The organism is Pseudomonas syringae CC1557, assembly GCF_000452705.1.
Classification (GTDB): Bacteria; Pseudomonadota; Gammaproteobacteria; order Pseudomonadales; family Pseudomonadaceae; genus Aquipseudomonas; species Aquipseudomonas syringae_F.
On record NZ_CP007014.1, the window covers coordinates 1482874 to 1503126 of the forward strand.

General features: G+C 58.4%; 21 protein-coding genes. 15 read left to right on the forward strand and 6 right to left on the reverse strand.

Annotation, left to right across the window (positions count from 1 at the left end):
* Positions 1 to 4: 4 nt before the first annotated feature.
* The 4 genes from N018_RS06930 to N018_RS06945 all read left to right on the forward strand — a co-directional run bounded on the left by N018_RS06930 (position 5) and on the right by N018_RS06945 (position 2782).
* Positions 5 to 736, forward strand: coding sequence for an adenosylcobinamide-GDP ribazoletransferase (locus N018_RS06930; RefSeq protein WP_025389184.1), 732 nt, complete (start codon positions 5 to 7; stop codon positions 734 to 736).
* Positions 737 to 841: 105 nt separating this feature from the next.
* Positions 842 to 2050: an MFS transporter gene (locus N018_RS06935; protein WP_024646783.1), complete on the forward strand. Its 1209-nt coding sequence runs from the start codon at positions 842 to 844 to the stop codon at positions 2048 to 2050.
* Positions 2047 to 2169 carry a hypothetical protein gene (locus N018_RS28260; RefSeq protein WP_038401085.1) on the forward strand — a complete coding sequence of 41 codons (123 nt, stop codon included), beginning with the start codon at positions 2047 to 2049 and terminating at the stop codon, positions 2167 to 2169. The genes N018_RS06935 and N018_RS28260 overlap by 4 nt, the downstream gene beginning before the upstream one ends.
* 61 nt (positions 2170 to 2230) lie before the next feature.
* Positions 2231 to 2782 (forward strand): glutathione peroxidase, encoded by a 552-nt coding sequence (locus tag N018_RS06945; RefSeq protein WP_024646782.1) that lies wholly within the window; start codon positions 2231 to 2233, stop codon positions 2780 to 2782.
* A 173-nt stretch (positions 2783 to 2955) separates the two neighbouring features.
* Here the strand turns inward: N018_RS06945 and N018_RS06950 are convergent, their stop codons facing one another.
* From N018_RS06950 to N018_RS06960, 3 genes are all read right to left on the reverse strand, one after another.
* The gene (locus N018_RS06950) at positions 2956 to 4239 is read right to left on the reverse strand and encodes an OmpP1/FadL family transporter (protein ID WP_025389185.1); all 1284 of its coding nucleotides are present in this window, start codon (positions 4237 to 4239) and stop codon (positions 2956 to 2958) included.
* 251 nt (positions 4240 to 4490) lie between these two features.
* Positions 4491 to 4709, reverse strand: coding sequence for a hypothetical protein (locus tag N018_RS06955; protein ID WP_024644563.1), 219 nt, complete (start codon positions 4707 to 4709; stop codon positions 4491 to 4493).
* 480 nt (positions 4710 to 5189) lie between these two features.
* A complete protein-coding gene (locus N018_RS06960) occupies positions 5190 to 5495 on the reverse strand; it encodes a hypothetical protein (RefSeq protein WP_025389186.1) in 306 nt (101 codons plus the stop codon).
* Between the two features lie 760 nt (positions 5496 to 6255).
* On the opposite strand from N018_RS06960, the gene rmuC reads away from it, so the two are divergent.
* On the forward strand, positions 6256 to 7620 hold the full coding sequence (gene rmuC / locus N018_RS06965) for a DNA recombination protein RmuC (RefSeq protein WP_195757186.1): 1365 nt from the start codon (positions 6256 to 6258) through the stop codon (positions 7618 to 7620).
* Positions 7621 to 7819: 199 nt separating this feature from the next.
* Entirely contained in the window at positions 7820 to 7942 is a 123-nt protein-coding gene (locus tag N018_RS28265; RefSeq protein ID WP_152531810.1) for a PA1414 family protein, read from the forward strand.
* A gap of 140 nt (positions 7943 to 8082) precedes the next feature.
* Here the strand turns inward: N018_RS28265 and N018_RS06970 are convergent, their stop codons facing one another.
* The gene (locus N018_RS06970; protein ID WP_024644566.1) at positions 8083 to 8334 is read right to left on the reverse strand and encodes a hypothetical protein; all 252 of its coding nucleotides are present in this window, start codon (positions 8332 to 8334) and stop codon (positions 8083 to 8085) included.
* A gap of 244 nt (positions 8335 to 8578) precedes the next feature.
* Here N018_RS06970 and N018_RS06975 point away from each other — a divergent pair, with 244 nt between their 5' ends.
* Together N018_RS06975 and N018_RS06980 are read left to right on the forward strand one after the other, a co-directional pair.
* The gene (locus N018_RS06975; protein WP_025389187.1) at positions 8579 to 9172 is read left to right on the forward strand and encodes a tRNA-uridine aminocarboxypropyltransferase; all 594 of its coding nucleotides are present in this window, start codon (positions 8579 to 8581) and stop codon (positions 9170 to 9172) included.
* 106 nt (positions 9173 to 9278) lie between these two features.
* On the forward strand, positions 9279 to 10238 hold the full coding sequence (locus N018_RS06980; RefSeq protein WP_024644568.1) for a DMT family transporter: 960 nt from the start codon (positions 9279 to 9281) through the stop codon (positions 10236 to 10238).
* 27 nt (positions 10239 to 10265) lie between these two features.
* On the opposite strand, the gene N018_RS06985 is transcribed toward N018_RS06980, so the two are convergent.
* Together N018_RS06985 and N018_RS06990 are read right to left on the reverse strand one after the other, a co-directional pair.
* Positions 10266 to 10880 (reverse strand): NAD(P)H-dependent oxidoreductase, encoded by a 615-nt coding sequence (locus N018_RS06985; RefSeq protein WP_025389188.1) that lies wholly within the window; start codon positions 10878 to 10880, stop codon positions 10266 to 10268.
* On the reverse strand, positions 10873 to 12267 hold the full coding sequence (locus N018_RS06990) for a class II fumarate hydratase (protein WP_025389189.1): 1395 nt from the start codon (positions 12265 to 12267) through the stop codon (positions 10873 to 10875). The genes N018_RS06985 and N018_RS06990 overlap by 8 nt, the downstream gene beginning before the upstream one ends.
* Positions 12268 to 12436: 169 nt before the next feature.
* On the opposite strand from N018_RS06990, the gene N018_RS06995 reads away from it, so the two are divergent.
* The 7 genes from N018_RS06995 to N018_RS07025 all read left to right on the forward strand — a co-directional run bounded on the left by N018_RS06995 (position 12437) and on the right by N018_RS07025 (position 20238).
* Positions 12437 to 12970 (forward strand): DUF2059 domain-containing protein, encoded by a 534-nt coding sequence (locus tag N018_RS06995; protein ID WP_007251461.1) that lies wholly within the window; start codon positions 12437 to 12439, stop codon positions 12968 to 12970.
* A 15-nt stretch (positions 12971 to 12985) separates the two neighbouring features.
* On the forward strand, positions 12986 to 13279 hold the full coding sequence (locus tag N018_RS07000; RefSeq protein WP_024644571.1) for a BolA family protein: 294 nt from the start codon (positions 12986 to 12988) through the stop codon (positions 13277 to 13279).
* Between the two features lie 184 nt (positions 13280 to 13463).
* Positions 13464 to 14402 carry an oxygen-dependent tRNA uridine(34) hydroxylase TrhO gene (trhO, locus tag N018_RS07005; protein WP_038401701.1) on the forward strand — a complete coding sequence of 313 codons (939 nt, stop codon included), beginning with the start codon at positions 13464 to 13466 and terminating at the stop codon, positions 14400 to 14402.
* Positions 14403 to 14405: 3 nt separating this feature from the next.
* Positions 14406 to 15038 (forward strand): DsbA family protein, encoded by a 633-nt coding sequence (locus N018_RS07010; protein WP_025389191.1) that lies wholly within the window; start codon positions 14406 to 14408, stop codon positions 15036 to 15038.
* 4 nt (positions 15039 to 15042) lie between these two features.
* Complete coding sequence (locus N018_RS07015; RefSeq protein WP_038401703.1) at positions 15043 to 16848, forward strand: ABC transporter ATP-binding protein; 1806 nt, start codon at positions 15043 to 15045, stop codon at positions 16846 to 16848.
* Positions 16849 to 16969: 121 nt separating this feature from the next.
* Entirely contained in the window at positions 16970 to 19420 is a 2451-nt protein-coding gene (locus tag N018_RS07020) for an EAL domain-containing protein (protein WP_025389193.1), read from the forward strand.
* 65 nt (positions 19421 to 19485) lie between these two features.
* On the forward strand, positions 19486 to 20238 hold the full coding sequence (locus N018_RS07025; RefSeq protein ID WP_418903469.1) for a TenA family transcriptional regulator: 753 nt from the start codon (positions 19486 to 19488) through the stop codon (positions 20236 to 20238).
* The last annotated feature ends 15 nt before the right edge of the window (positions 20239 to 20253 follow it).

Below are 20253 nucleotides of genomic sequence, written 5' to 3' on the forward strand. Positions count from 1 at the left end.
CTGCATGTTGCCGTTCTGGATCGCCCTGCAATTTCTCAGTAGCCTGCCGATCCGCCTGCCGGGCATGCCGCGTCCTGAAGAGTTGGGCCGTTCACTGTTGTTCTATCCGCTGGTAGGCGTGGTGTTCGGCACGCTGTTGCTGGGCTGCAATGCACTGCTCGGCGGTACGCCGCCGATGCTGCATGCGGCCTTGCTGCTCAGTGTCTGGGTGCTGCTCAGCGGTGGTTTGCATCTGGACGGTCTGGCCGACAGTGCCGACGCCTGGCTGGGCGGTTTCGGTGATCGCGAGCGCACCCTCCATATCATGAAAGACCCACGTAGCGGGCCAATTGCTGTGGTTACGCTGGTGTTGGTGCTGCTGCTCAAGTTTGCCGCGATTCTGGCGCTGATCGAAAGCCACAGCAGCATCGGTTTGCTGCTGGCGCCGCTGATCGGACGCAGCGCGATGCTTGCCTTGTTTCTCGGCACGCCCTACGTGCGCTCTGGCGGGTTGGGGCAGGCGCTCGCAGATCATCTGCCTCGCGGGCCGGGCCGCAAGGTGTTGCTGATCAGTGCGGCGGTCTGTGTGCTGCTGGCGGGCTGGCCGGGTGCGATTGCGTTACTGGTCTCTGCCGTGTGCTTCTTTGGCTTACGGCAACTGATGATGCGCCGTCTGGGCGGTACGACCGGTGATACGGCAGGCGCGTTGCTGGAACTCCTGGAGCTTGCGGTACTGCTGGCGCTGGCGCTGCTTTAAGCGCAGCTCTCGGGGAATTCCATGCTTGATTGACAGTCTTGTCCGGCAAGGCGTAGCGTCGCGGCTCGCGGACACATCCGCACGCACTTTTGCAGGGAGCTGACAATGACATCAATCTGGCGTACCAGTGGCTGGATTCTGTTGGGCAGTGCATTGATTCTGGCGCTATCGCTGGGCACACGGCACGGTTTCGGGCTGTTTCTGTCGCCCATGAGTGCGGATTTTGGCTGGGGCCGCGAGGTCTTCGCGTTTGCCATCGCTTTGCAAAACCTGATGTGGGGTCTGGCGCAGCCGTTTGCCGGCGCACTGGCGGACCGTTTTGGCGCTGCAAAAGTCGTATTCGTCGGCGGCATCCTGTATGCCGTGGGGCTGCTGTGCATGAGCATGGCCGACTCGCCCCTCAGTCTTTCGCTGAGTGCGGGGTTACTGATCGGCATCGGCCTGTCCGGCACCTCGTTCTCGGTCATTCTGGGTGTCGTGGGACGTGCGCTGCCTGCCGAGAAACGCAGCATGGGCATGGGGATCGCCAGTGCGGCGGGTTCGTTCGGCCAGTTTGCCATGCTGCCCGGCACGCTGGGGCTGATCAGTTGGCTGGGCTGGTCCGGCGCCTTGCTGGTGCTGGGCGTTCTGGTCGCGTTGATCCTGCCGCTGGTGGGCATGCTCAAGGACACGCCGAGTGCATCTACCGGTGTCGAGTTGACGCTTGGCGAGGCGCTGCGTGAAGCCTGCTCACATTCAGGGTTCTGGCTGCTGGCGTTGGGTTTCTTTGTCTGCGGCTTTCAAGTGGTGTTCATTGGCGTGCATTTGCCGGCTTATCTGGTGGATCAGCACTTGCCTGCCAAGGTCGGCACCACGGTGCTGGCGCTGATCGGGCTGTTCAATATTTTCGGCACCTATACCGCTGGCTGGCTGGGCGGGCGCATGTCCAAACCGCGATTGTTGACAGCGCTCTATCTACTGCGCGCGGTGGTGATCGTGTTGTTTATTTCGGTCCCGCTCAGTCAGACCACTGCTTACCTGTTCGGCGTAGCGATGGGTTTGCTGTGGCTGTCCACCGTGCCGCTGACCAATGGTACGGTGGCGACGCTGTTCGGCGTGCGCAACCTGTCAATGCTGGGCGGTATCGTTTTTCTGTTTCATCAGTTAGGTGCATTTCTCGGCGGCTGGCTGGGCGGTCTGGTGTACGACCGGACGGGTAGCTACGACCTGATCTGGCAAGTCTCGGTGTTGCTCAGTCTGCTGGCTGCGGCGCTCAACTGGCCGGTGCGCGAACGTCCAGTGGCCAGGTTGCAGGCGCAGGGCGGTCTGGCGTGAGCGGGCGCTGGCCTGTGCTGTCTGCCTTGATGGTGGGGGCGGTGTTGCTGTGGCTGGTCTGGTGGGCCTGGCAGCACGTCGGGTTGGCGGCGCTGCAACTGGGGTTGGGCGCTTGCTAGGCAGATGGCCTGGCTTGGGGTAGCGTGTCGGCAGACGACAACACTCTTCAGGGACGCCATGATGAAAATTCGCTTTGTTTCGATCCCTCTTCTGCTGCTGGCCATGAGCGGCGCCGCAATGGCCGCCGATTGCCCGCCGTTGCTGCAAGGCGAGCTGCCCAAGCTGCGCGCCAAGGAAAACATCGACCTGTGCAAGCGCTTCGCCGGCAAGCCGCTGGTGGTGGTCAATACCGCCAGCTTCTGTGGCTTCGCCCCGCAGTTCAAAGGGCTTGAAGAACTAAGCCAGCGTTACAAGGGGCAGGGGCTTGAAGTGCTGGGCGTGCCATCCAATGACTTCAAGCAAGAGGCCAAGGACGGTGAGGAAACCGCCAAGGTCTGCTACGTCAATTACGGCGTGACCTTCACCATGACCGAGCCACAGGCCGTACGCGGTGACGACGCAACCCACCTGTTCAAAGTGCTGGCCGAACAAAGCAGCGCACCGCGCTGGAACTTCTATAAGTATGTCGTGGATCGCCAGGGCAACGTCATCGCCAACTTTTCCAGCATGACCAAGCCGGATGATCCTGAATTGATTGCGGCTATTGAAAAGGCGATTGCGTCGAAGCCTTGAGGGCTCACGTCGAGCCATCGCAGGGCTGTGGCGGAGCGTGAAGAAATGCATTACCACGCGGAGTGGTAACGAGAATCGTCGTGGCCTTTGCCCGTTCTTTGGGCCCGAGGCGCGTAATAAAAAGCCCGCAACCTGTGAAGGTTGCGGGCTTTTTTCAGCCTGGCAGTTGTTTATCAGAAGCGATAGGTAACCGAAGTGCCAAGGCCGTGCGCTGTGTTGCGATAGTCAGCACTGTACGAACCTTTGGTCGCGCTGCTGTCGCGGATCTTGGTTTCGTCTTCACGCAGGTACGAGTACGCCACGTCGATGGTCAGGTCATCGGTTGGGCTCCAGCCAGCGCCGAAGCTGATGATCTTGCGATCGCCAGTCGGGATGCGTGGAGAGCGGTTTTCATTGTTGGTCGGCGACTGATCGACGGAGAAGCCGGTACGCAGCGTCCACTCCTTGTTGACCTTGTACGAAGCACCGATGGCATGTGCCCAGGTGTCGTGCCAGTTCTGATCTTCCTTGATGGTGCCGATAGCGCCACTCGAACCGCCGAGCAGGGCCGGAACGCCGTCGTTATTGACGGTGATGTCTTGCAGACGGCTCCAGCGAGTCCAGGTACTGCCTGCGTACACAGTCCAGTTTTCATCGATCTTCTGGGTGATGGAGAAGTCCACCGACTCAGGTGTCGAGATGTCCAGCGAGGCATCATACTTCTGACCGCCGAATGGCCCAAAACCTGAACCTTCGATCTTGGTCTTGCCTTCAAGCTTGTAGTCGACCTTGGAGTGGTAAGTCAGGCCCAGACGAGTGGTGTCGGTGGCCTGAACCAGAATGCCCGCGTTGAAGCCGATTGCGGTGTCATCACCCTTGATCTTCACCTTGCCATCGTTAATGCCTGGTGACGCACGGTTCAGGGTTGAGGACGTCAGCTCACCGTCGATACGGTTGAATGTCGGGCCGAAACCGATGGAAACCTTGTCATTGAAGGCGTAGCTGACGGTTGGCTGGAAAGTCACGACCTGCACGTGGCTCTTGTCACCCCAGTAACGGCCCGCGAAGCCTTTTTCGTAATCAGTGACCAGGCCGAACGGTACGTACACGCCCAGGCCGAATGCCCAATGATCATCGATAGGTTTTACGTAGTAGCCCATTGGCACGCCAACCACGGGAACCATGTCACCGTCATTGCTGCCACCGAAGGTGCCGCGACCGTTCTTGATATCGGTCTTGGCGATCACTGCCGCCGCGCCCACGCTGATTTGTTCGCGCTTGAGGCGGGACATGCCGGCGGGGTTGCCAAATACAGTGCTGGCATCATCGGCTGAAGAGGAGCGACCTGCGAAGCCGGTGCCCATACCGCTTATACTTTGTTCGTTGAGGGCGAAGCCGGCAGCGAGAAGTTGAGAGGAAGCAAGACCCAGAGCGAGCCCAAGCGTTGTCCGGTTAAGTGTTTTTGTCATTATTTTCATTATTAGAACTCCTTGTTGTTCACCAATGGAAAATTACCAACATTTTCGACGGCGCGCTATAGGCTGAGGAGCCCGATTTAGAGCTATTCTTGTAGGACAATCCTGAAAGTTCGGAAGGAATTTAACTTTTGACGAGATTGTGGTGTCGCGGTCGTCTATATCGACTGATTATAAAATGACGAGCAATAAAAAACCCCGCCTTGCAGGACGGGGTTTTTTGGGGGCTTGCGGTCAAGACATCATCATTGCTGTCAGGCAACGAGCGCCTGACGGGTACGCTCGATCACGGCCTGCAGCGGCTCTGCGCTTGCATACTGATCGGGGTACAGGCGTTCGCTGTGACGAGCGATGCCGTGTTCATTGACAATAGTAAAGCTGAAGCAGCCTTTGCGAGCGGCCATGATCAGGCAGTTCATTGGGGCAAAAGCATGGGTAAGCGTGTGAATAGCGTGTTGAGTTTGAGTATTCATCATTAAGGTGTTTCCTGAAGCAACACGGAACAATACCGTGCGTAAATAAAGATTCCAGTAAACGCGGGCCGACATTTGAGACAAAAGCCTGGCTGGGCGGAGAACCTGACTGGAAGAAAGACAGGCAGTTTAAGCGCGCTTTATCGTATGGCGCTCTGGCTGACCGGTAGGTACTTAGGAGGGCAGGCAACACAACAGGAGCAAAGGTTCGACGCTCCGGGTGAAGATCCTGATCAATTGCAGGCTGGTTGAAGCAGGCCATGATTGCCGTAACTACACTGACACCCAAGGGGTGCATCAGCGTGAAAGGTTCATGCCTGGAAACCATCGAGGTGGTCGATCCCTTGTTGCCAACATTCTCGTCGCATGGAGGAGATTCTGTCGGGGGACTTGTCGACCGGAATTGATTTTCAGCTTGGTACTAACGGCGACGATAATATGCGCGTTGTTCGATCATTGCAAGAGGCTACTGGAATAAATTTACCAGTGCCCGACCAGTCGATAGATGAGCACCGTAGCAGACGCGACCATTGAACACCCAAGCAAGTAGGCGGCGACGGTAAGCCGCAAGGGGCGCCGATGTCTGATGGCGCGCATGATGTCGCCCGGTTCGTTGATGCGCCCTTTGCTCAGGCCGCCACAGATGATCAGCATCAGCGCGATTGCAGACAACAGTACGGTGTAGGCAAAGACTCCGCCGTCCGGTGGGGGCAGAACGATGCTGGTTGTCAAAGCGATGATGCAGACGGCCATCAGTAGCAAGAAGAACTTCGATATCTCCTTCATGGGTCCCTTTACTGAATCGATAGTGACGGGCGGTGGGTACGTTCAAGCAGGCCTTGGACTGCAACAAGTGCAATGTGTCGCATGACGGGTTTGTGAAGATCCCCGTGAAGTATGAAATGCGCGGGTTAAAAAAGAAATTCCTGGCGTAAAAGCAGCGCTGCGGCCGCGTATTCATTGAAAATCGGATGCAGTCGAGCACATTTTTTCAGGTCGTTGAAATGCCTGAAAAAAGCCGCGGCGGTGAATTGTGCACATTAGCTGCACAAGCTGCCACATCACTGTCACAAGCGTCGCTAAGGGTTTGATTTATGATGGTGAATTATTAAGTCAATGAAAAACATCGTTTTTTTTTAGCTGGTGAAAAAATCGTCAGTTTGAGCGCAGGCCCCATTCTGTCTACGTTTGCGGCGGTTAAAGGGGGGTTGTCCACTGAGTTATCCACAGCTTCTGTGGATTGTCCCGAATGAAATGTCCCCCCAAAAGGGGGCTGTGCGTACCCGTGAAAACGCGTAGAATCTCATCCCCCGATTTGCCCCGCCTGTGATATCGCCTCGCCTGAGAAGCCGTTTCTCCTGCACTATCCATGTTCTCACCTTATGGCCGCTGACTGGCCGCTGACGGCGATTCAGCCTGCATGGAGTTTTTAATGGCACTCGACCTCAACAGCCTGTTACTTGGGCTCGCCGCCGCTGCATTGCCGTTGCTCGCACTGCTCTGGCACATGCAGCGTCGTCTGGCTCTGCGTCAAGCCGAGAGCGCCTTGCTGGACGAGCGCCTGAGCATGGCGCAGATGGCACAGGAAGGCCTCAACGCCCAGCTGGATGCCTGCCGTGATGAAGTCAGTGATCTGGGTCAGGCCAACTCCGCCAAGCAGGCTGACCTTGCCGCGTTGCGCCGCGAGGTCGAATTGCTGCGCGAGGAAAGCGACAATGCCCGCGAAATGGCCCAGGGCTGGAATATCGAGCGTGCCAGCAGAGAAGCCGAGCTGCGACGCCTCGATGCGCAATGTGCAGCGCTGAACGCCGAACTGCGCGAGCAGCAAGACAGTCATCAGCAACGCCTGAACGATCTGCAGGGTTCCCGCGACGAATTGCGTGCGCAATTTGCGGAACTGGCAGGCAAGATTTTCGACGAGCGTGAGCAGCGCTTCGCCGAGACCAGCCAGCAGCAACTGGGTCAACTGCTCACGCCACTCAAGGAGCGCATCCAGTCGTTTGAAAAGCGCGTCGAAGAAAGCTATCAGAACGAAGCTCGCGAGCGTTTTTCGCTGGCCAAGGAGCTGGAGCGTCTGCAACAGTTGAACCTGCGCCTGAGTGATGAAGCCACCAACCTGACCCGTGCTCTAAAGGGGCAGAAGACCCAAGGCAACTGGGGGGAGCTGATTCTGGAGCGTGTGCTTGAGCATGCCGGGCTGGAGAAGGGCCGCGAGTATCAGACCCAGGTCAGCCTCAAGGGGCCAGACGGGGAGCGCTTTCAGCCAGACGTATTGATCATGTTGCCGGGTGACAAGCAGGTTGTAGTGGATGCCAAGGTCAGCCTGACGGCCTATCAGCAGTATGTGTCAGCTGACGATGACGTGATTGGCCAGGCTGCGCTGAAACAGCACGTGCTGTCCCTGCGTAATCACGTCAAAGGTCTGTCAGGCAAGGATTACAAGCGTCTGGAGGGCTTGCACAGTCTGGATTTTGTTCTGCTGTTTGTGCCCATCGAAGCTGCTTTTTCTGCCGCGTTGCAGGCTGAACCGAATCTGTTTCAGGAGGCCTTTGACCGTAACATCGTGATCGTCAGCCCGACCACGCTGCTGGCGACCTTGCGGGTTATCGACAGTCTCTGGAAGCAAGAGCGGCAGAGTCAGAATGCCCGGGAGATCGCCGAGCGGGCAGGCTGGCTGTACGACAAGTTCGTATTGTTCATTCAGGATCTGGACGAGGTCGGCAATCGCTTGCAGCAGCTCGACAAGGCCTATTCAGCGGCCCGCAACAAGCTCACCGAAGGGCGCGGCAATCTGATCAGTCGCAGCGAGCAGCTCAAGTTGCTCGGTGCGCGTGCCAGCAAGAGCCTGCCTGCCGACTTGCTCGAAAGAGCGATGACCGATGGGGAGGGGCTGATTCGTCAGCCTGAATGAATCGCTCCTGCCTTTGATGCAATGTTCAGTAACAGGCCGTCCGTCGCAAAGACTAGAAGCGATCCTGCACAACTGTCACATTGGCTGCATCGGGAAAATTTTTTCCTGTGACACTCGGCTAACGGTTCATTTGCTTCTATGATCTTTAGTGAGTAATGAGTACAGATTGACTGCCGGGTTTTTCCCTCAAGGGGGCTCCATGAATACCAAACTGCAAGAATGGCTGCATGATCTGGGTGTTGCACTGGGTCTGATCGAACGACCAAAGCTGCAACCCATTCCGGTTCGTGCCGACGACGAGCGTCGCCGTCCACGCCGCTAGGCTTCTCGCTTGATCCAGTCAGTTGGATGGTAGCGTGTGCTTAATCTCCTCAAGTATCGCAGCGGGGCGTAAAGGGCGTCCCGGCACAATGTGCATGCACTCGATGCCGATACTTCGGTCATACCTCTGATCCACTTTCCTCATTGCCCCCCGACAGTCCCCCGCCTGAACAGAATCATGTCGATCACCATCGCGAGTGTCGTGGGTTTTGCCTTCATGTCATTCGGAAATTCGAGCTTGAATTTCTTCCCCAGTACGCTGAACAGTCTTTCGATGTCGTGGTTATCCAGAACCAGGTCGTCAAACGTGGCTTTTTCGCGAATTTCGGATTTATCCACCAGGATAATGCCCAATTCATCAAACACGCTCTGTCGGATTGCCACGCGATCCATGAGTACTCCTGATGTTGATCGTGTCAGGATCGGGAAGGCGTACTGCATGTCACCCGTCAAGCGTGTGAGATTAGCTCAAACCAGTGGAACAGCTGCCGATTGCCCCGGCGCCAGCGTATGAAGTTGTTTAAACTGTCTTCTTGTTCGACAGACGGTTGCTGTACGACCTGAACCGCCATTCCCGTTGCTGACAGGGGGCTTCGCTGTAAACCCTTGCAGAGCAGGTCCGCCCGAGAGAGAGTTGATGTCCCGCGCCCGCTGTGAACGTTGCCTGCGTCCAACTGCGCATTGCCTGTGCGCGCTGATCCCGCAACTGGACAGCCGTACCAGGGTGTTGATCCTGCAGCATCCCTCTGAAGTCAGTCATGCATTGAATACGGCGCGGCTTGCCGCTTTGGGGCTGGTCAATGCGCAGTTGTACGTAGGCGAGGTCTTCGATGATCTGCATGCATTATTGAGCCCGCCTGGCTATCAGGCGCGATTGTTGTTCCCCGGCGAAGCTGCTGAAACACTGACGCCCTGTGCCAGTGATGCGCCGCCGATGCTGCTGGTCGTGCCGGATGGCACCTGGCGTAAAGTGCGCAAAATGCTGCACCTCAATCCGTTGCTGGCTGCATTGCCGAGGGTCAGCCTGGGTGTTGTGCCCGCTTCGCGCTACCGGTTGCGCAAAGCGCCGGGGCCGGATGCACTGTCGACCCTTGAGGCCATTGTTCATGCGTTGCAGGCGCTGGAAGCACCGAGCTCTTTCGCAGCGCTCCTGAAGCCGTTCGACGCTTTGATCGAGGGCCAGATTCAAGCGATGGGCAGTGAGACGTATCAGCGTAATCACGGCACCTGACCGCCAATAAAACAATTTGTCGTCTTAACCGCGCCCAGCTGTCCCTGTCACTTTGCCGGGTAGCGCCTAGAATGATGCTGTTGTTTTACCTCTTGCGGGATTTCCGATGCATATCTCTTCTGGTCGCTGGGTCTATGGTCTGTGCCTGTCGCTCCTGACTGCGCTGCTCTGGGGCGTTCTGCCTATCAAGCTCAAGCAGGTTTTGCAGGTGATGGATCCGGTGACCGTCACCTGGTTCAGGTTGTTTGTCTCCGGCGCGTTGCTGTTTGTCTGGCTGGCGTCGGTCAAACGCTTGCCCAGCTTCAAATTGCTGGGTCGCAAGGGCAAAACACTGGTGTTGCTGGCGGTGTTCGGGCTGGTCGGCAACTACGTGCTGTACCTGATCGGTCTGCGCCTGCTGAGCCCCGGGACCACGCAATTGCTGGTTCAGGTCGGCCCGATCTTCCTGTTGATAGGCAGTATCTTTCTGTTCAAGGAGCGCTTCAGTGTGGGGCAGGGCATCGGCCTGCTGGTGCTGTTGATCGGCTTCGGGCTGTTCTTTAATCAACGGCTGATCGAGCTGTTCACCTCGTTGGGTGATTACACCACCGGTGTGCTGGTTGTCCTGCTGGCGTCGACCATCTGGACGTTTTACGGGTTAAGCCAGAAACAGCTGCTGACCGTATGGAATTCGCTGCAGGTCATGATGGTGATCTACCTGTTCTGCGCCTTGCTGCTCACGCCCTGGGCACATCCCGCCGAAGCCTTGTTGTTGAGCCCGTTGCAGGGCTGGCTGCTGCTTGCCTGCTGCCTGAATACACTGATCGCCTATGGAGCGTTTGCCGAAGCGTTGGCGCATTGGGAAGCGTCGAGAGTCAGTGCCACGCTCGCGTTGACCCCGCTGATCACGCTGGCGGCGGTGGCGTGCGCTGCCTGGTTCTGGCCGGATTATGTGCAGGCCGAAGAGTTGAATGTACTGGGGTATGGCGGGGCGCTGCTGGTGGTGGCGGGATCGGCACTGACCGCGCTTGGTCCTTCGCTGATGGCCGGGCTGCGAGCGCGCAAGGCAAGACTGGCCCAGGCATGACGAGGTTCTGCGACCGGCGCATGCGAATCAGCGTTTGCCCAGTGCCTGTGCCTTGAGTATCCATTCCTGCCGCTGCTGCTCGGTAGCGCTGTGCACTGGGGCGAACTCGGTCAGGCGTTTGGTCTTGATCCCGCAGAAACCGAGAATGGTGCGGATCATCTGGCGGTGCGCAGGCGCGCCGTAAATCCAGTGGAAGTAGCCTGCCGGCGTATCCATGGCGACCAGTAGTTCAGCGCTACGGCCTTTGAGCAGTTCGTTGGATGAGTGTTTACGGCCGTGGGACTTGAACGCAAAACCGGGCATCAGCACCCGGTCGAAGAAGCCTGTCAGCAGGGCAGGTAGCCCACCCCACCAGACGGGGTAGACGAACACCAAGTGCTCGGCCCAGTGAATCTGACGCTGTGCGTCGAGCAGATCAGCTTCCAGCGTCTGCGTCTGATCGTAGCCATGATGCAGAATCGGATCGAAGTCCAGTTCGCCCAGTTTGATGATCCGCACTACATGGCCTTCGCCCCGCGCAGCCTGCGCGTAGGCGTCACCCAGTGCGTGACAAAAGCTGATGGCTTTCGGCGTGCCGTAAACCATCAGGATTCGCTTGCCATTGCCTTCCAGCGGCGTTGCGCCGCTTTTGGCATCAGCCATTGCTGCCAGCCTCAAGCATTTTTTCCGGACGGACCCAGGCGTCGAACTCTTCGTCAGTCAGGTAGCCCAGCGCAAGAGAGGCTTCACGCAGGGTCAGGCCTTCGGTGTAGGCTTTTTTGGCAATCTGCGCGGACTTGTCATAACCGATGTGCGGATTGAGTGCAGTCACCAGCATCAGGCCACGCTCAAGATGCTCGGCCATTTTTTCGGCGTCCGGCTCCATGCCCGCAATGCAGTGCTCGTTGAAATTACTGCAACCGTCGGCCAGCAATCGGATCGATTGCAGGATGTTGTGAATGATCACCGGCTTGTACACGTTCAACTGCAGATGACCCTGACTGGCGGCGAAACCGATGGTCACGTCGTTGCCCATGACCTGGCAGGCGAGCATCGACAGGGCCTCGCATTGGGTCGGATTGACCTTGCCGGGCATGATCGAGCTGCCCGGTTCGTTGGCCGGCAAGCGCACTTCTGCCAGCCCGGCACGCGGACCGGAGCCCAGCAGACGCAGGTCGTTGGCGATTTTCATCAGCGTCCCGGCCAGCGTTTTCAGAGCGCCGGAGAGCGCAGCAAGGGGTTCGTGCCCTGCCAACGCGGCGAATTTGTTGGGTGCCGTGACGAAGGGCAGCCCGGACAGCGCAGCCAGTTCCGCCGCGATGGCCTCGGCAAAGCCTTTTGGTGAGTTGAGCCCGGTGCCGACCGCGGTGCCGCCTTGTGCCAGTTCATAAACGGCGGGCAGGGCGGCGCGAATGGCCTTTTCTGCGTAATCGAGTTGCGCGACAAACCCGGAAAGCTCCTGACCAAAGGTGATCGGGGTCGCGTCCATCATGTGCGTGCGCCCGGTCTTGACCAGTTTCATGTGTCGGGCGGCTTGCTCGGCCAGGCCGCTGGACAGCTCGGCAATTGCGGGCAGCAGGCTGCTCTTGACGGCCTGGGCTGTGGCAATGTGCATGGCGGTCGGGAAGCAGTCGTTGGAGCTTTGCGAGCGATTGACGTGATCGTTCGGGTGGACCGGCGACTTGCCGCCACGACCCTGGCCAGCCAGTTCATTGGCGCGACCGGCAATCACTTCGTTGACGTTCATGTTGCTTTGCGTGCCGCTGCCGGTCTGCCACACAACCAGCGGAAACTGCGCGTCGTGTTGGCCGTCGAGCACTTCGTCGGCGGCCTGTTCGATGAGGCGGGCGATGTCGGCAGGCAGGTCGCCGTTGCGGTTGTTGACCCGGGCGGCGGCCTTCTTGATCAGGGTCAGTGCGTGCAGGACGGGCAGCGGCATACGCTGGTCGCCAATCGCAAAATTGATCAGTGAGCGCTGGGTCTGCGCGCCCCAGTAAGCGTCTTCGGGGACTTCGATCGGGCCGATGCTGTCGGTTTCGGTGCGGCTCACTGGTCTTACTCCTTTAAGTACGTTGCAGGGTTAGGTAGCTATATGCATGCAGGGTTCCCGAGCCGTGCTTTTTAACCGCTCGGCGAACCGGGGGTTGAGCCAAAAGCCCAGATAAGCGCAGAATGGTCGGCCCTGGGGTAAAGCCTCGTTTGCTAGATAAGGAAACTCGATGACCCGTCTTCGTGCCATCTGTACCGCGGTAGCCCTGGTATGTGCCAGCGGTCAGGTCTTCGCCGACACCGCCAGTCACAACGCGAGCGCCGAAACATTCCTGAAGCTCGCCAACGCCGATCGCCTGGGCGCTCCGGTCTATGCACAGGTTCAGCAGATGTTTGCTCAGCGTTTTGCTGAAACCAAGGCACCTGCATCGAAAAAAGCGCTGCTTGAAACCTATCAGGCCAAAGCCAACACCGCTCTGGATCAAGCCATCGGCTGGAACAAGCTCAAGCCTGAAATGGTCAAGCTGTACACCGCCAACTTCACCGAAAGCGAGCTGAAGGATCTGGTTGCGTTCTACCAGTCTCCACTGGGCAAGAAAGTGATGACCAAGATGCCCGAGCTGGCTCAGCAATCTGCTCAGCTGACCCAGAGCAAGCTGGAAAGCGCCGTGCCTGTCGTCAACAAGTTGCTGGCCGACATGACTGCCGAACTGGAACCTGCCAAGGCTGCTGCACCCGCTGCTGCTCCGGCCAAGAAGCCCTGATCGGCGAGCCATACCATGACCATGCAAAAACGAATCGAGTCGGCGCTCGCGCTGCTGCAACCGCACCATCTGCAAGTGCTCGACGAGAGCCACATGCACAGTCGTGGCGAGCAGACGCACTACAAGGCGATTCTGGTCAGTGATCAGTTTCAGGGTCTCAATTCGGTCAAACGACACCAGAAGGTCTATGCCACGCTGGGCGGTCTGATGGGCGAGTTTCATGCTCTGGCACTGCACACTTATACACCGGAAGAATGGGCGAAGACTGGCGCAGCGCCGGTTTCACCCACTTGTGCCGGTGGTCACTGACAGGGCATGGAGTGATCCTGCCCCTTTGCGGGGGCATTTACTTCACTGACCTGCCTGCATCCCTTCGGTTTTTGCTAGAATCCGCACCGCGCCGCTTGGCCGGTGCGTTTTTTTTGTACGGAATTTTTGCCCGGTAGGCCCTTTGCGAGGGTCGCCACTGGAGAGATGCATGACTCAAGAGCCGATGACTCAGCCGATCGTCGTAGCGGCGCTATACAAGTTCGTCACCCTCAGCGATTACGTTGCCCTGCGCGAGCCGCTGTTGCAGGCCATGGTCGACAATGGCATCAAAGGCACGCTGTTGATCGCCGAAGAAGGCATCAACGGTACGGTGTCCGGCAGCCGCGAGGGCATCGATGGCCTGATGGCCTGGCTGAAGAGCGACCCGCGCATGGTTGACATCGATCACAAGGAATCGTACTGCGACGAGCAGCCGTTCTACCGCACCAAGGTCAAGCTCAAGAAAGAGATCGTGACCCTGGGCGTCGAAGGCGTCGACCCCAACAAGAACGTGGGCACTTACGTCGAGCCGAAAGACTGGAACGACCTGATCACCGATCCTGAGGTGCTGCTGATCGATACCCGTAACGATTACGAGGTGTCCATCGGCACTTTCGAAGGCGCGATCGACCCCAGGACCACGTCGTTCCGTGAGTTTCCGGACTACATCAAGGCGCATTTCGACCCGGCGGTTCACAAGAAGGTCGCCATGTTCTGCACCGGCGGCATTCGCTGCGAGAAAGCATCGAGCTACATGCTGGGCGAGGGCTTCGAAGAGGTCTATCACCTCAAGGGCGGGATTCTCAAGTACCTGGAAGAGGTGCCAGAGCAGGAAAGCCAGTGGCGCGGCGAGTGTTTCGTGTTCGACAATAGGGTTACCGTGCGCCATGACCTGACCGAAGGTGACTACGATCAGTGTCACGCGTGCCGTACACCGATCAGCGCCGAAGACCGCGCCAGCGAGCATTATTCGCCGGGCATCAGTTGCCCATACTGCTGGGACTCGCTGAGCGAGAAGACCCGCCGCAGCGCGATCGACCGCCAAAAGCAGATCGAATTGGCCAAGGCGCGTAACCAGCCCCATCCAATCGGTCGAAACTACCGTCTGCCATCCGAGGCCTGAGCCATGTCCGCCCGCCTGATCTATGTGATGGACCCTATGTGCTCGTGGTGCTGGGGCTTCGCTCCGGTTGCCGATGCGCTGGTGCAGCAGGCTCGGGCGGCGGGCGTGCCGCTGCATCTGGTGATGGGCGGGTTGCGCTCCGGGACTGTGGCGCTGGAACCGGCCAAGCGTCGTTACATTCTTGAGCACTGGCGGGCTGTCGAAGCTGCGACCGGCCAGTCTTTTCAGCACGAAGGCGCCTTGCCTGAAGGGTTCATCTACGACACGACCCCGGCCTGTCTGGCGGTGACCGCCGCACGCCATCTCGACCCGGATCGGGCCTGGGCTCTGGTCGGGCTGATTCAGCAGGCGTTCTATACCCAAGGGCGAGACGTGACGCTTCCCTCGGTGCTGGCTGAATTGGCCGAGCAGACCGGTCTTTCGCGTCAGGCATTTGCTGACGCGTTCGAAAGTCGTGAACAGCAGTCTGCAACGGCGGCTGATTTTTCCTGGGCGCAGGACCTGGGCATCGCCGGGTTCCCGACCCTGCTTGCCGAGCGCAACGGACAACTGGCACTGCTGACCAACGGCTATCAACCGCTCGGCGACCTTTCGCCGCTGCTGGGCCGCTGGCTCGAGCGTGCTGCCCGTGAGTGAAGACGTGTCTGAGGGATCGTCGGCCAGTCGCACCGACTCACTGAGCTGGGCCGAGATCCGTCGCCTCGCACTGCGCCACAGGAAAGCCTTGTGGCTTGCCAATGGTGTGGCGGTTCTGGCCACGTTGTGCAGCGTGCCGATCCCGTTGCTGCTGCCGTTGCTGGTCGACGAGGTGTTGCTGGGGCGCGGCGATGCGGCGTTGAAAGTCATGGATCACCTGTTGCCCGACAGCCTGCAAAAGGCCGTGGGTTACATCGGCCTGATGCTACTGCTGACCCTGCTGCTGCGCGTAGGGGCGCTGGTGTTCAATGTGTTGCAGGCGCGGTTGTTCGCGGGCCTGTCCAAGGACATTGTCTATCGCATCCGCTTGCGTCTGATCGAACGGCTCAAGCGTATTTCCCTGCGTGAATATGAGAGCCTTGGCAGCGGGACGGTAACGACGCACCTGGTCACGGATCTCGATACGCTGGACAAGTTTGTCGGCGAAACCCTCAGCCGCCTGCTGGTCGCCACGCTGACCCTGGCGGGCACGGCGGGCATTCTGATGTGGATGCACTGGAAGCTGGCGCTGCTGATCATGCTGTTCAACCCGCTGGTGATTTTGCTTACCGTGAAGCTCGGCAAGCGGGTCAAGCACCTCAAGAAACTGGAGAACGACAGCACTTCGCGTTTCACCCAGGCATTGAGTGAAACACTGGACGCCATTCAGGAAGTGCGGGCAGGCAATCGTCAGGGCTTTTTCCTTGGTCGTCTGGGGTTGTGCGCTCAGGAAGTGCGCGATTACGCAATCAATTCGCAGTGGAAAAGCGATGCGTCCGGACGCGCCAGCGGACTGCTGTTTCAATTCGGCATCGATATCTTTCGCGCGGCAGCGATGCTCACCGTGCTGTTCTCGGACCTGTCCATTGGCCAGATGCTGGCGGTGTTCAGTTACCTGTGGTTCATGATGACCCCGGTTGAGCAGTTGCTGAACCTGCAATACGCCTATTACGCGGCGGGAGGTGCGCTGACGCGTATCAACGAGCTGCTGGCCCGGGCTGACGAGCCGCAGTATGCGGGCGGTGCTGACCCGTTCGAAGGGCGGGAGACGGTGGGTATCGAAGTGCGCGGTCTGAGCTTCGGCTACGGCGAAGACCTTGTGCTGGACCAGTTGCATCTGAACATCGCACCGGGCGAAAAGGTCGCGATCGTCGGCGCCAGCGGTGGCGGCAAAAGCACGCTGGTGCAATTGCTGCTGGGGCTGTACACCGCCCGCACCGGGGTCATTCGCTTTGGCGGAGTCAGTCAGCAGGACATCGGCCTTGAGACCGTACGGGAGAACGTCGCGGTGGTGCTGCAGCATCCGGCGTTATTCAATGACACGGTGCGCGCCAACCTGACCATGGGCCGCGACTGCACTGACGAGGCCTGTTGGCGGGCGCTCGACGTCGCGCAACTGGAATCAACCGTTCGTGAAATGCCCATGGGCCTGGACAGCGTGTTGGGGCGTTCCGGGGTGCGCCTGTCGGGCGGACAGCGCCAGCGCCTGGCGATCGCCCGCATGGTGTTGGCTGATCCGAAGGTGGTGATTCTCGATGAGGCAACCTCGGCGCTGGACGCAGCGACTGAATACAACCTGCATCAGGCGCTGACAAAGTTTCTACGCAGCCGTACGACCCTGATCATTGCCCATCGCCTGTCCGCCGTTAAGCAGGCTGACCGCGTGCTGGTCTTCGACGGCGGGCGCATCGTCGAAGACGGTGACCATCAACAGCTGATTGCCGATGGAGGTCTGTACGCAAAACTGTATGGGCATTTGCAACAAATCTGATGCCTGAAGCCGCTACAGTCGTGCGACTGCCCTCAATTCCGGGAGAATCAACTGCCATCATTGCCGAATTTAGCCTAGTCTCTGCGCTAGACGTTTATTCAGGCATGTTGACTTGAAACCCATGAAACAAACATGGAGCTTCTCCAAGCCCCGTCTACTGGGCATCGTATGGCCTTTCATTGCGGTCGCCCTGTTTCAGGCGTTACTGGGGTGTGTCAGCCTTTACACGATGTCAGCCGTGCGCAGTTACGTCGTGGGAGAAAGTCTCTGGTCCAAGGGCCAGAAAGACGCCATTCATTACCTGAGCCTGTACGCCAACTGGCACGATGAGCGTGATTATCTGAAGTATCAGCGCGCCTTTGCCATACCGCAGGGGGGCCACGCCCTGCGTGAAGCACTGGACCGGCCAACGCCATTGCTGGCTGATGCGCGGGTGGCGATCATTCAGGGTGGCAATCACCCGGATGACGTGAATGGCATTATCTGGATGTACCTGAATTTTCACGATTTCAGCTTCATGAAGCGGGCAATTCACTTCTGGGCCGTGGGTGATGGCTACCTCCTGCAGCTTGATGACCTGGCCCGACAGATTCACGCCCGCGTCAGTCAAGGTGATGTCAGCCCTGCCGAGATCGCCACCTGGCGCGTGCAGATCAACGACATCAACGAAAGCGTCACGCCTGCCGCCCGCGCCTTCAGTGATGCGCTGGGCGAGGGCTCGCGATTCATTCTGAAGTTGCCGGTGAATCTGATCACCGCCGTGCTGCTGATCCTGCTGGCGTTGTTGCGGGTGCGTCGACTCATTGCCCAGCGAAGGTTGTTTGCCGACGCTCTGGTGCTGGAAAAGGAACGTGCGCAGATCACGCTTGAGTCTATTGGCGATGGTGTTATCAGCACGGATATGACCGGCGCCATCGTATACATGAACCCGGCGGCGGAGGGGCTCACCAATTGGCAAAGCGCCCAGGCATGCGGGCTGCCGCTGGCCGCGCTATTCAACTTGCTGGACGAAAACGATCAGCGGGACAGTGCGACGCTGATCGACCAGATACTTTCCGGCAAACTCAAGGGTGGCAGCGCCAACAGCAAGCTGATTCAGCGACTTGATGGCAGCACGGTTTCGGTCGCGCTGGTCGGAACGCCGATCTACGCGGATGGGATGGTCAGTGGTGCAGTGTTGGTGTTGCACGACATGACACAGGAGCATCAGTACATTGCTGACCTCTCCTGGCAGGCTGCACATGACCCGCTGACCGGACTGGTCAGTCGCAGTGAGTTCGAAAACCGGCTGCAACGCGTCCTTGACGATATCGGCACAGGCAGCCATTGCCTGATGTTTCTCGACCTCGATCAGTTCAAGCTGGTCAACGATACCGGTGGCCATGCGGCAGGCGACGAGCTGCTGCGCAAGCTTTGCAAGGCGCTCCCGCAAGGGTTGCGCGAGGGTGATACGCTGGCACGTCTTGGCGGTGATGAGTTTGGCGTATTGCTGGTCGATTGCCCTCCGAGCACGGCTCACGAAATCGCCGAAGTTCTGCGCCAGATTGTGCAGAGTCTGCATTTTATGTGGAAAGGACGACCATTCACGACTACTGTCAGTATCGGTCTGGTGCACCTGGATGAAGATTCTGCCACGCTGGAAGCCTCCTTGTCGGCTGCCGACATGGCCTGCTACATGGCCAAGGAGAAGGGTCGCAACCGGGTCCAGATCTACAGTGTCGACGATCTGATGCTGTCGGTGCGCTTTGGCGAGATGGCATGGATACAGCGTTTGCGCGTGGCGATCGATGAAAATCGCTTCTGTCTTTACGCGCAGGAGATTGCATCGATCAAGGAATCCGGCGACGGAGTCCGGCATATCGAAATCCTCCTTCGACTGCGTGACGAGTCGGGGAGTATGGTCGCTCCGGACAGTTTTATTCCGGCGGCGGAGCGCTACGGCCTTATGAGCACGCTGGATCGCTGGGTGGTGCGCAATGTGTTCAAGGTTATTGCTGAATGCACCAGTGATAACCGGCACCGGACACCACAGGCGCTGTGCGCCATCAACCTGTCCGGTTCAAGTATCGGCGACGATACCTTTCTCGAATACCTTAAACTGCAATTCGCTACGTATGGTGTTGCGCCTGACATGATCTGCTTTGAAATCACTGAGACCAGTGCCATTGCCGACCTTGGAAGTGCCATTCGCTTCATCAACGAATTGAAAGCACTTGGCTGCCTGTTTTCTTTGGATGATTTCTGCTCCGGCATGTCTTCTTTTGCGTACCTGAAGCATCTTCCAGTGGACTTTTTGAAAATTGATGGCAGTTTCGTAAAGGATATGCTCGACAACCCGATCAATCGGGCCATGGTTGAGGTCATCAATAACATCGGCCACGTCATGGGCAAGCTCACGATTGCCGAATTTGTTGAAACGCCGCAGATCGAATCTGCGTTGCAGGAAATGGGCGTGGATTTTGCACAAGGCTATCTGATCGGACGCCCCGAGCTGTTTACGTGTGAAAGTCTGTACATTGAGCCCGTACGCCCTGACCCCTTGATATTCGGCGCGCCAGGAACGCTACGTTAAATCAGTCGCAACCTTTTATAAGGAGCTACACAGTGATCGACACTTTCGAGAGAACCGGTCCGCTCATGGAAGCCAGTAGTTATCCGGCCTGGGCGCAGCAACTGATCAAGGATTGCAGCGCTGCCAAGGCGCGCGTGGTCGAGCACGAGCTGTATCAGCAGATGCGTGATGCCACGCTCAGTCCTGCGATCATGCGCCAGTACCTGATCGGTGGATGGCCGGTAGTCGAGCAGTTTGCGGTGTACATGGCCAAGAACCTCACCAAGACCCGTTTTGGTCGTCACCCCGGTGAAGACATGGCGCGGCGCTGGCTGATGCGTAATATTCGCGTTGAACTCAATCATGCCGACTACTGGGTGAACTGGTGCGCTGCCCATGGTGTAACCCTTGAGGATCTGCACGATCAGCGGGTGGCTCCCGAGCTGCATGCGTTGAGCCACTGGTGCTGGCAGACCAGCTCTTCGGATTCGCTGGCGGTTGCCATGGCGGCCACTAACTACGCAATCGAAGGGGCAACCGGTGAGTGGTCGGCGGTGGTGTGTTCGACGGGCGTCTACGCGGAGGCGTTTCCCGAAGAGACCCGCAAGAAAGCCATGAAATGGCTCAAGATGCATGCTCAATACGATGATGCGCATCCTTGGGAGGCGCTGGAAATCATCTGCACATTGGTGGGTAACAATCCAGGTACACAGTTGCAGGCTGAACTGCGTCAGGCGACCACCAAGAGCTATGACTATATGTATCTGTTTCTGGAGCGCTGCATGCAGCTGGAAAAGGCCAAGTCCCCACGCGGGCGTGTTGCCGCGCTGGAAGTATAAGGGCAGGCAGGGCAG

Bases quoted from the DNA above. Each gene is read 5' to 3' on its own strand.
- N018_RS06930 (WP_025389184.1), top strand. From the start codon at position 5: ATGTTGCCGTTCTGGATCGCCCTGCAATTTCTCAGTAGCCTGCCGATC.
- N018_RS06935 (WP_024646783.1), top strand. From the start codon at position 842: ATGACATCAATCTGGCGTACCAGTGGCTGGATTCTGTTGGGCAGTGCA.
- N018_RS06945 (WP_024646782.1), top strand. From the start codon at position 2,231: ATGAAAATTCGCTTTGTTTCGATCCCTCTTCTGCTGCTGGCCATGAGC.
- N018_RS06950 (WP_025389185.1), bottom strand. From the start codon at position 4,239: ATGAAAATAATGACAAAAACACTTAACCGGACAACGCTTGGGCTCGCT.
- N018_RS06955 (WP_024644563.1), bottom strand. From the start codon at position 4,709: ATGAATACTCAAACTCAACACGCTATTCACACGCTTACCCATGCTTTT.
- N018_RS06960 (WP_025389186.1), bottom strand. From the start codon at position 5,495: ATGAAGGAGATATCGAAGTTCTTCTTGCTACTGATGGCCGTCTGCATC.
- N018_RS28265 (WP_152531810.1), top strand. From the start codon at position 7,820: ATGAATACCAAACTGCAAGAATGGCTGCATGATCTGGGTGTTGCACTG.
- N018_RS06970 (WP_024644566.1), bottom strand. From the start codon at position 8,334: ATGGATCGCGTGGCAATCCGACAGAGCGTGTTTGATGAATTGGGCATT.
- N018_RS06975 (WP_025389187.1), top strand. From the start codon at position 8,579: ATGTCCCGCGCCCGCTGTGAACGTTGCCTGCGTCCAACTGCGCATTGC.
- N018_RS06980 (WP_024644568.1), top strand. From the start codon at position 9,279: ATGCATATCTCTTCTGGTCGCTGGGTCTATGGTCTGTGCCTGTCGCTC.
- N018_RS06985 (WP_025389188.1), bottom strand. From the start codon at position 10,880: ATGGCTGATGCCAAAAGCGGCGCAACGCCGCTGGAAGGCAATGGCAAG.
- N018_RS06995 (WP_007251461.1), top strand. From the start codon at position 12,437: ATGACCCGTCTTCGTGCCATCTGTACCGCGGTAGCCCTGGTATGTGCC.
- N018_RS07000 (WP_024644571.1), top strand. From the start codon at position 12,986: ATGACCATGCAAAAACGAATCGAGTCGGCGCTCGCGCTGCTGCAACCG.
- trhO (WP_038401701.1), top strand. From the start codon at position 13,464: ATGACTCAGCCGATCGTCGTAGCGGCGCTATACAAGTTCGTCACCCTC.
- N018_RS07010 (WP_025389191.1), top strand. From the start codon at position 14,406: ATGTCCGCCCGCCTGATCTATGTGATGGACCCTATGTGCTCGTGGTGC.
- N018_RS07020 (WP_025389193.1), top strand. From the start codon at position 16,970: ATGAAACAAACATGGAGCTTCTCCAAGCCCCGTCTACTGGGCATCGTA.
- N018_RS07025 (WP_418903469.1), top strand. From the start codon at position 19,486: ATGGAAGCCAGTAGTTATCCGGCCTGGGCGCAGCAACTGATCAAGGAT.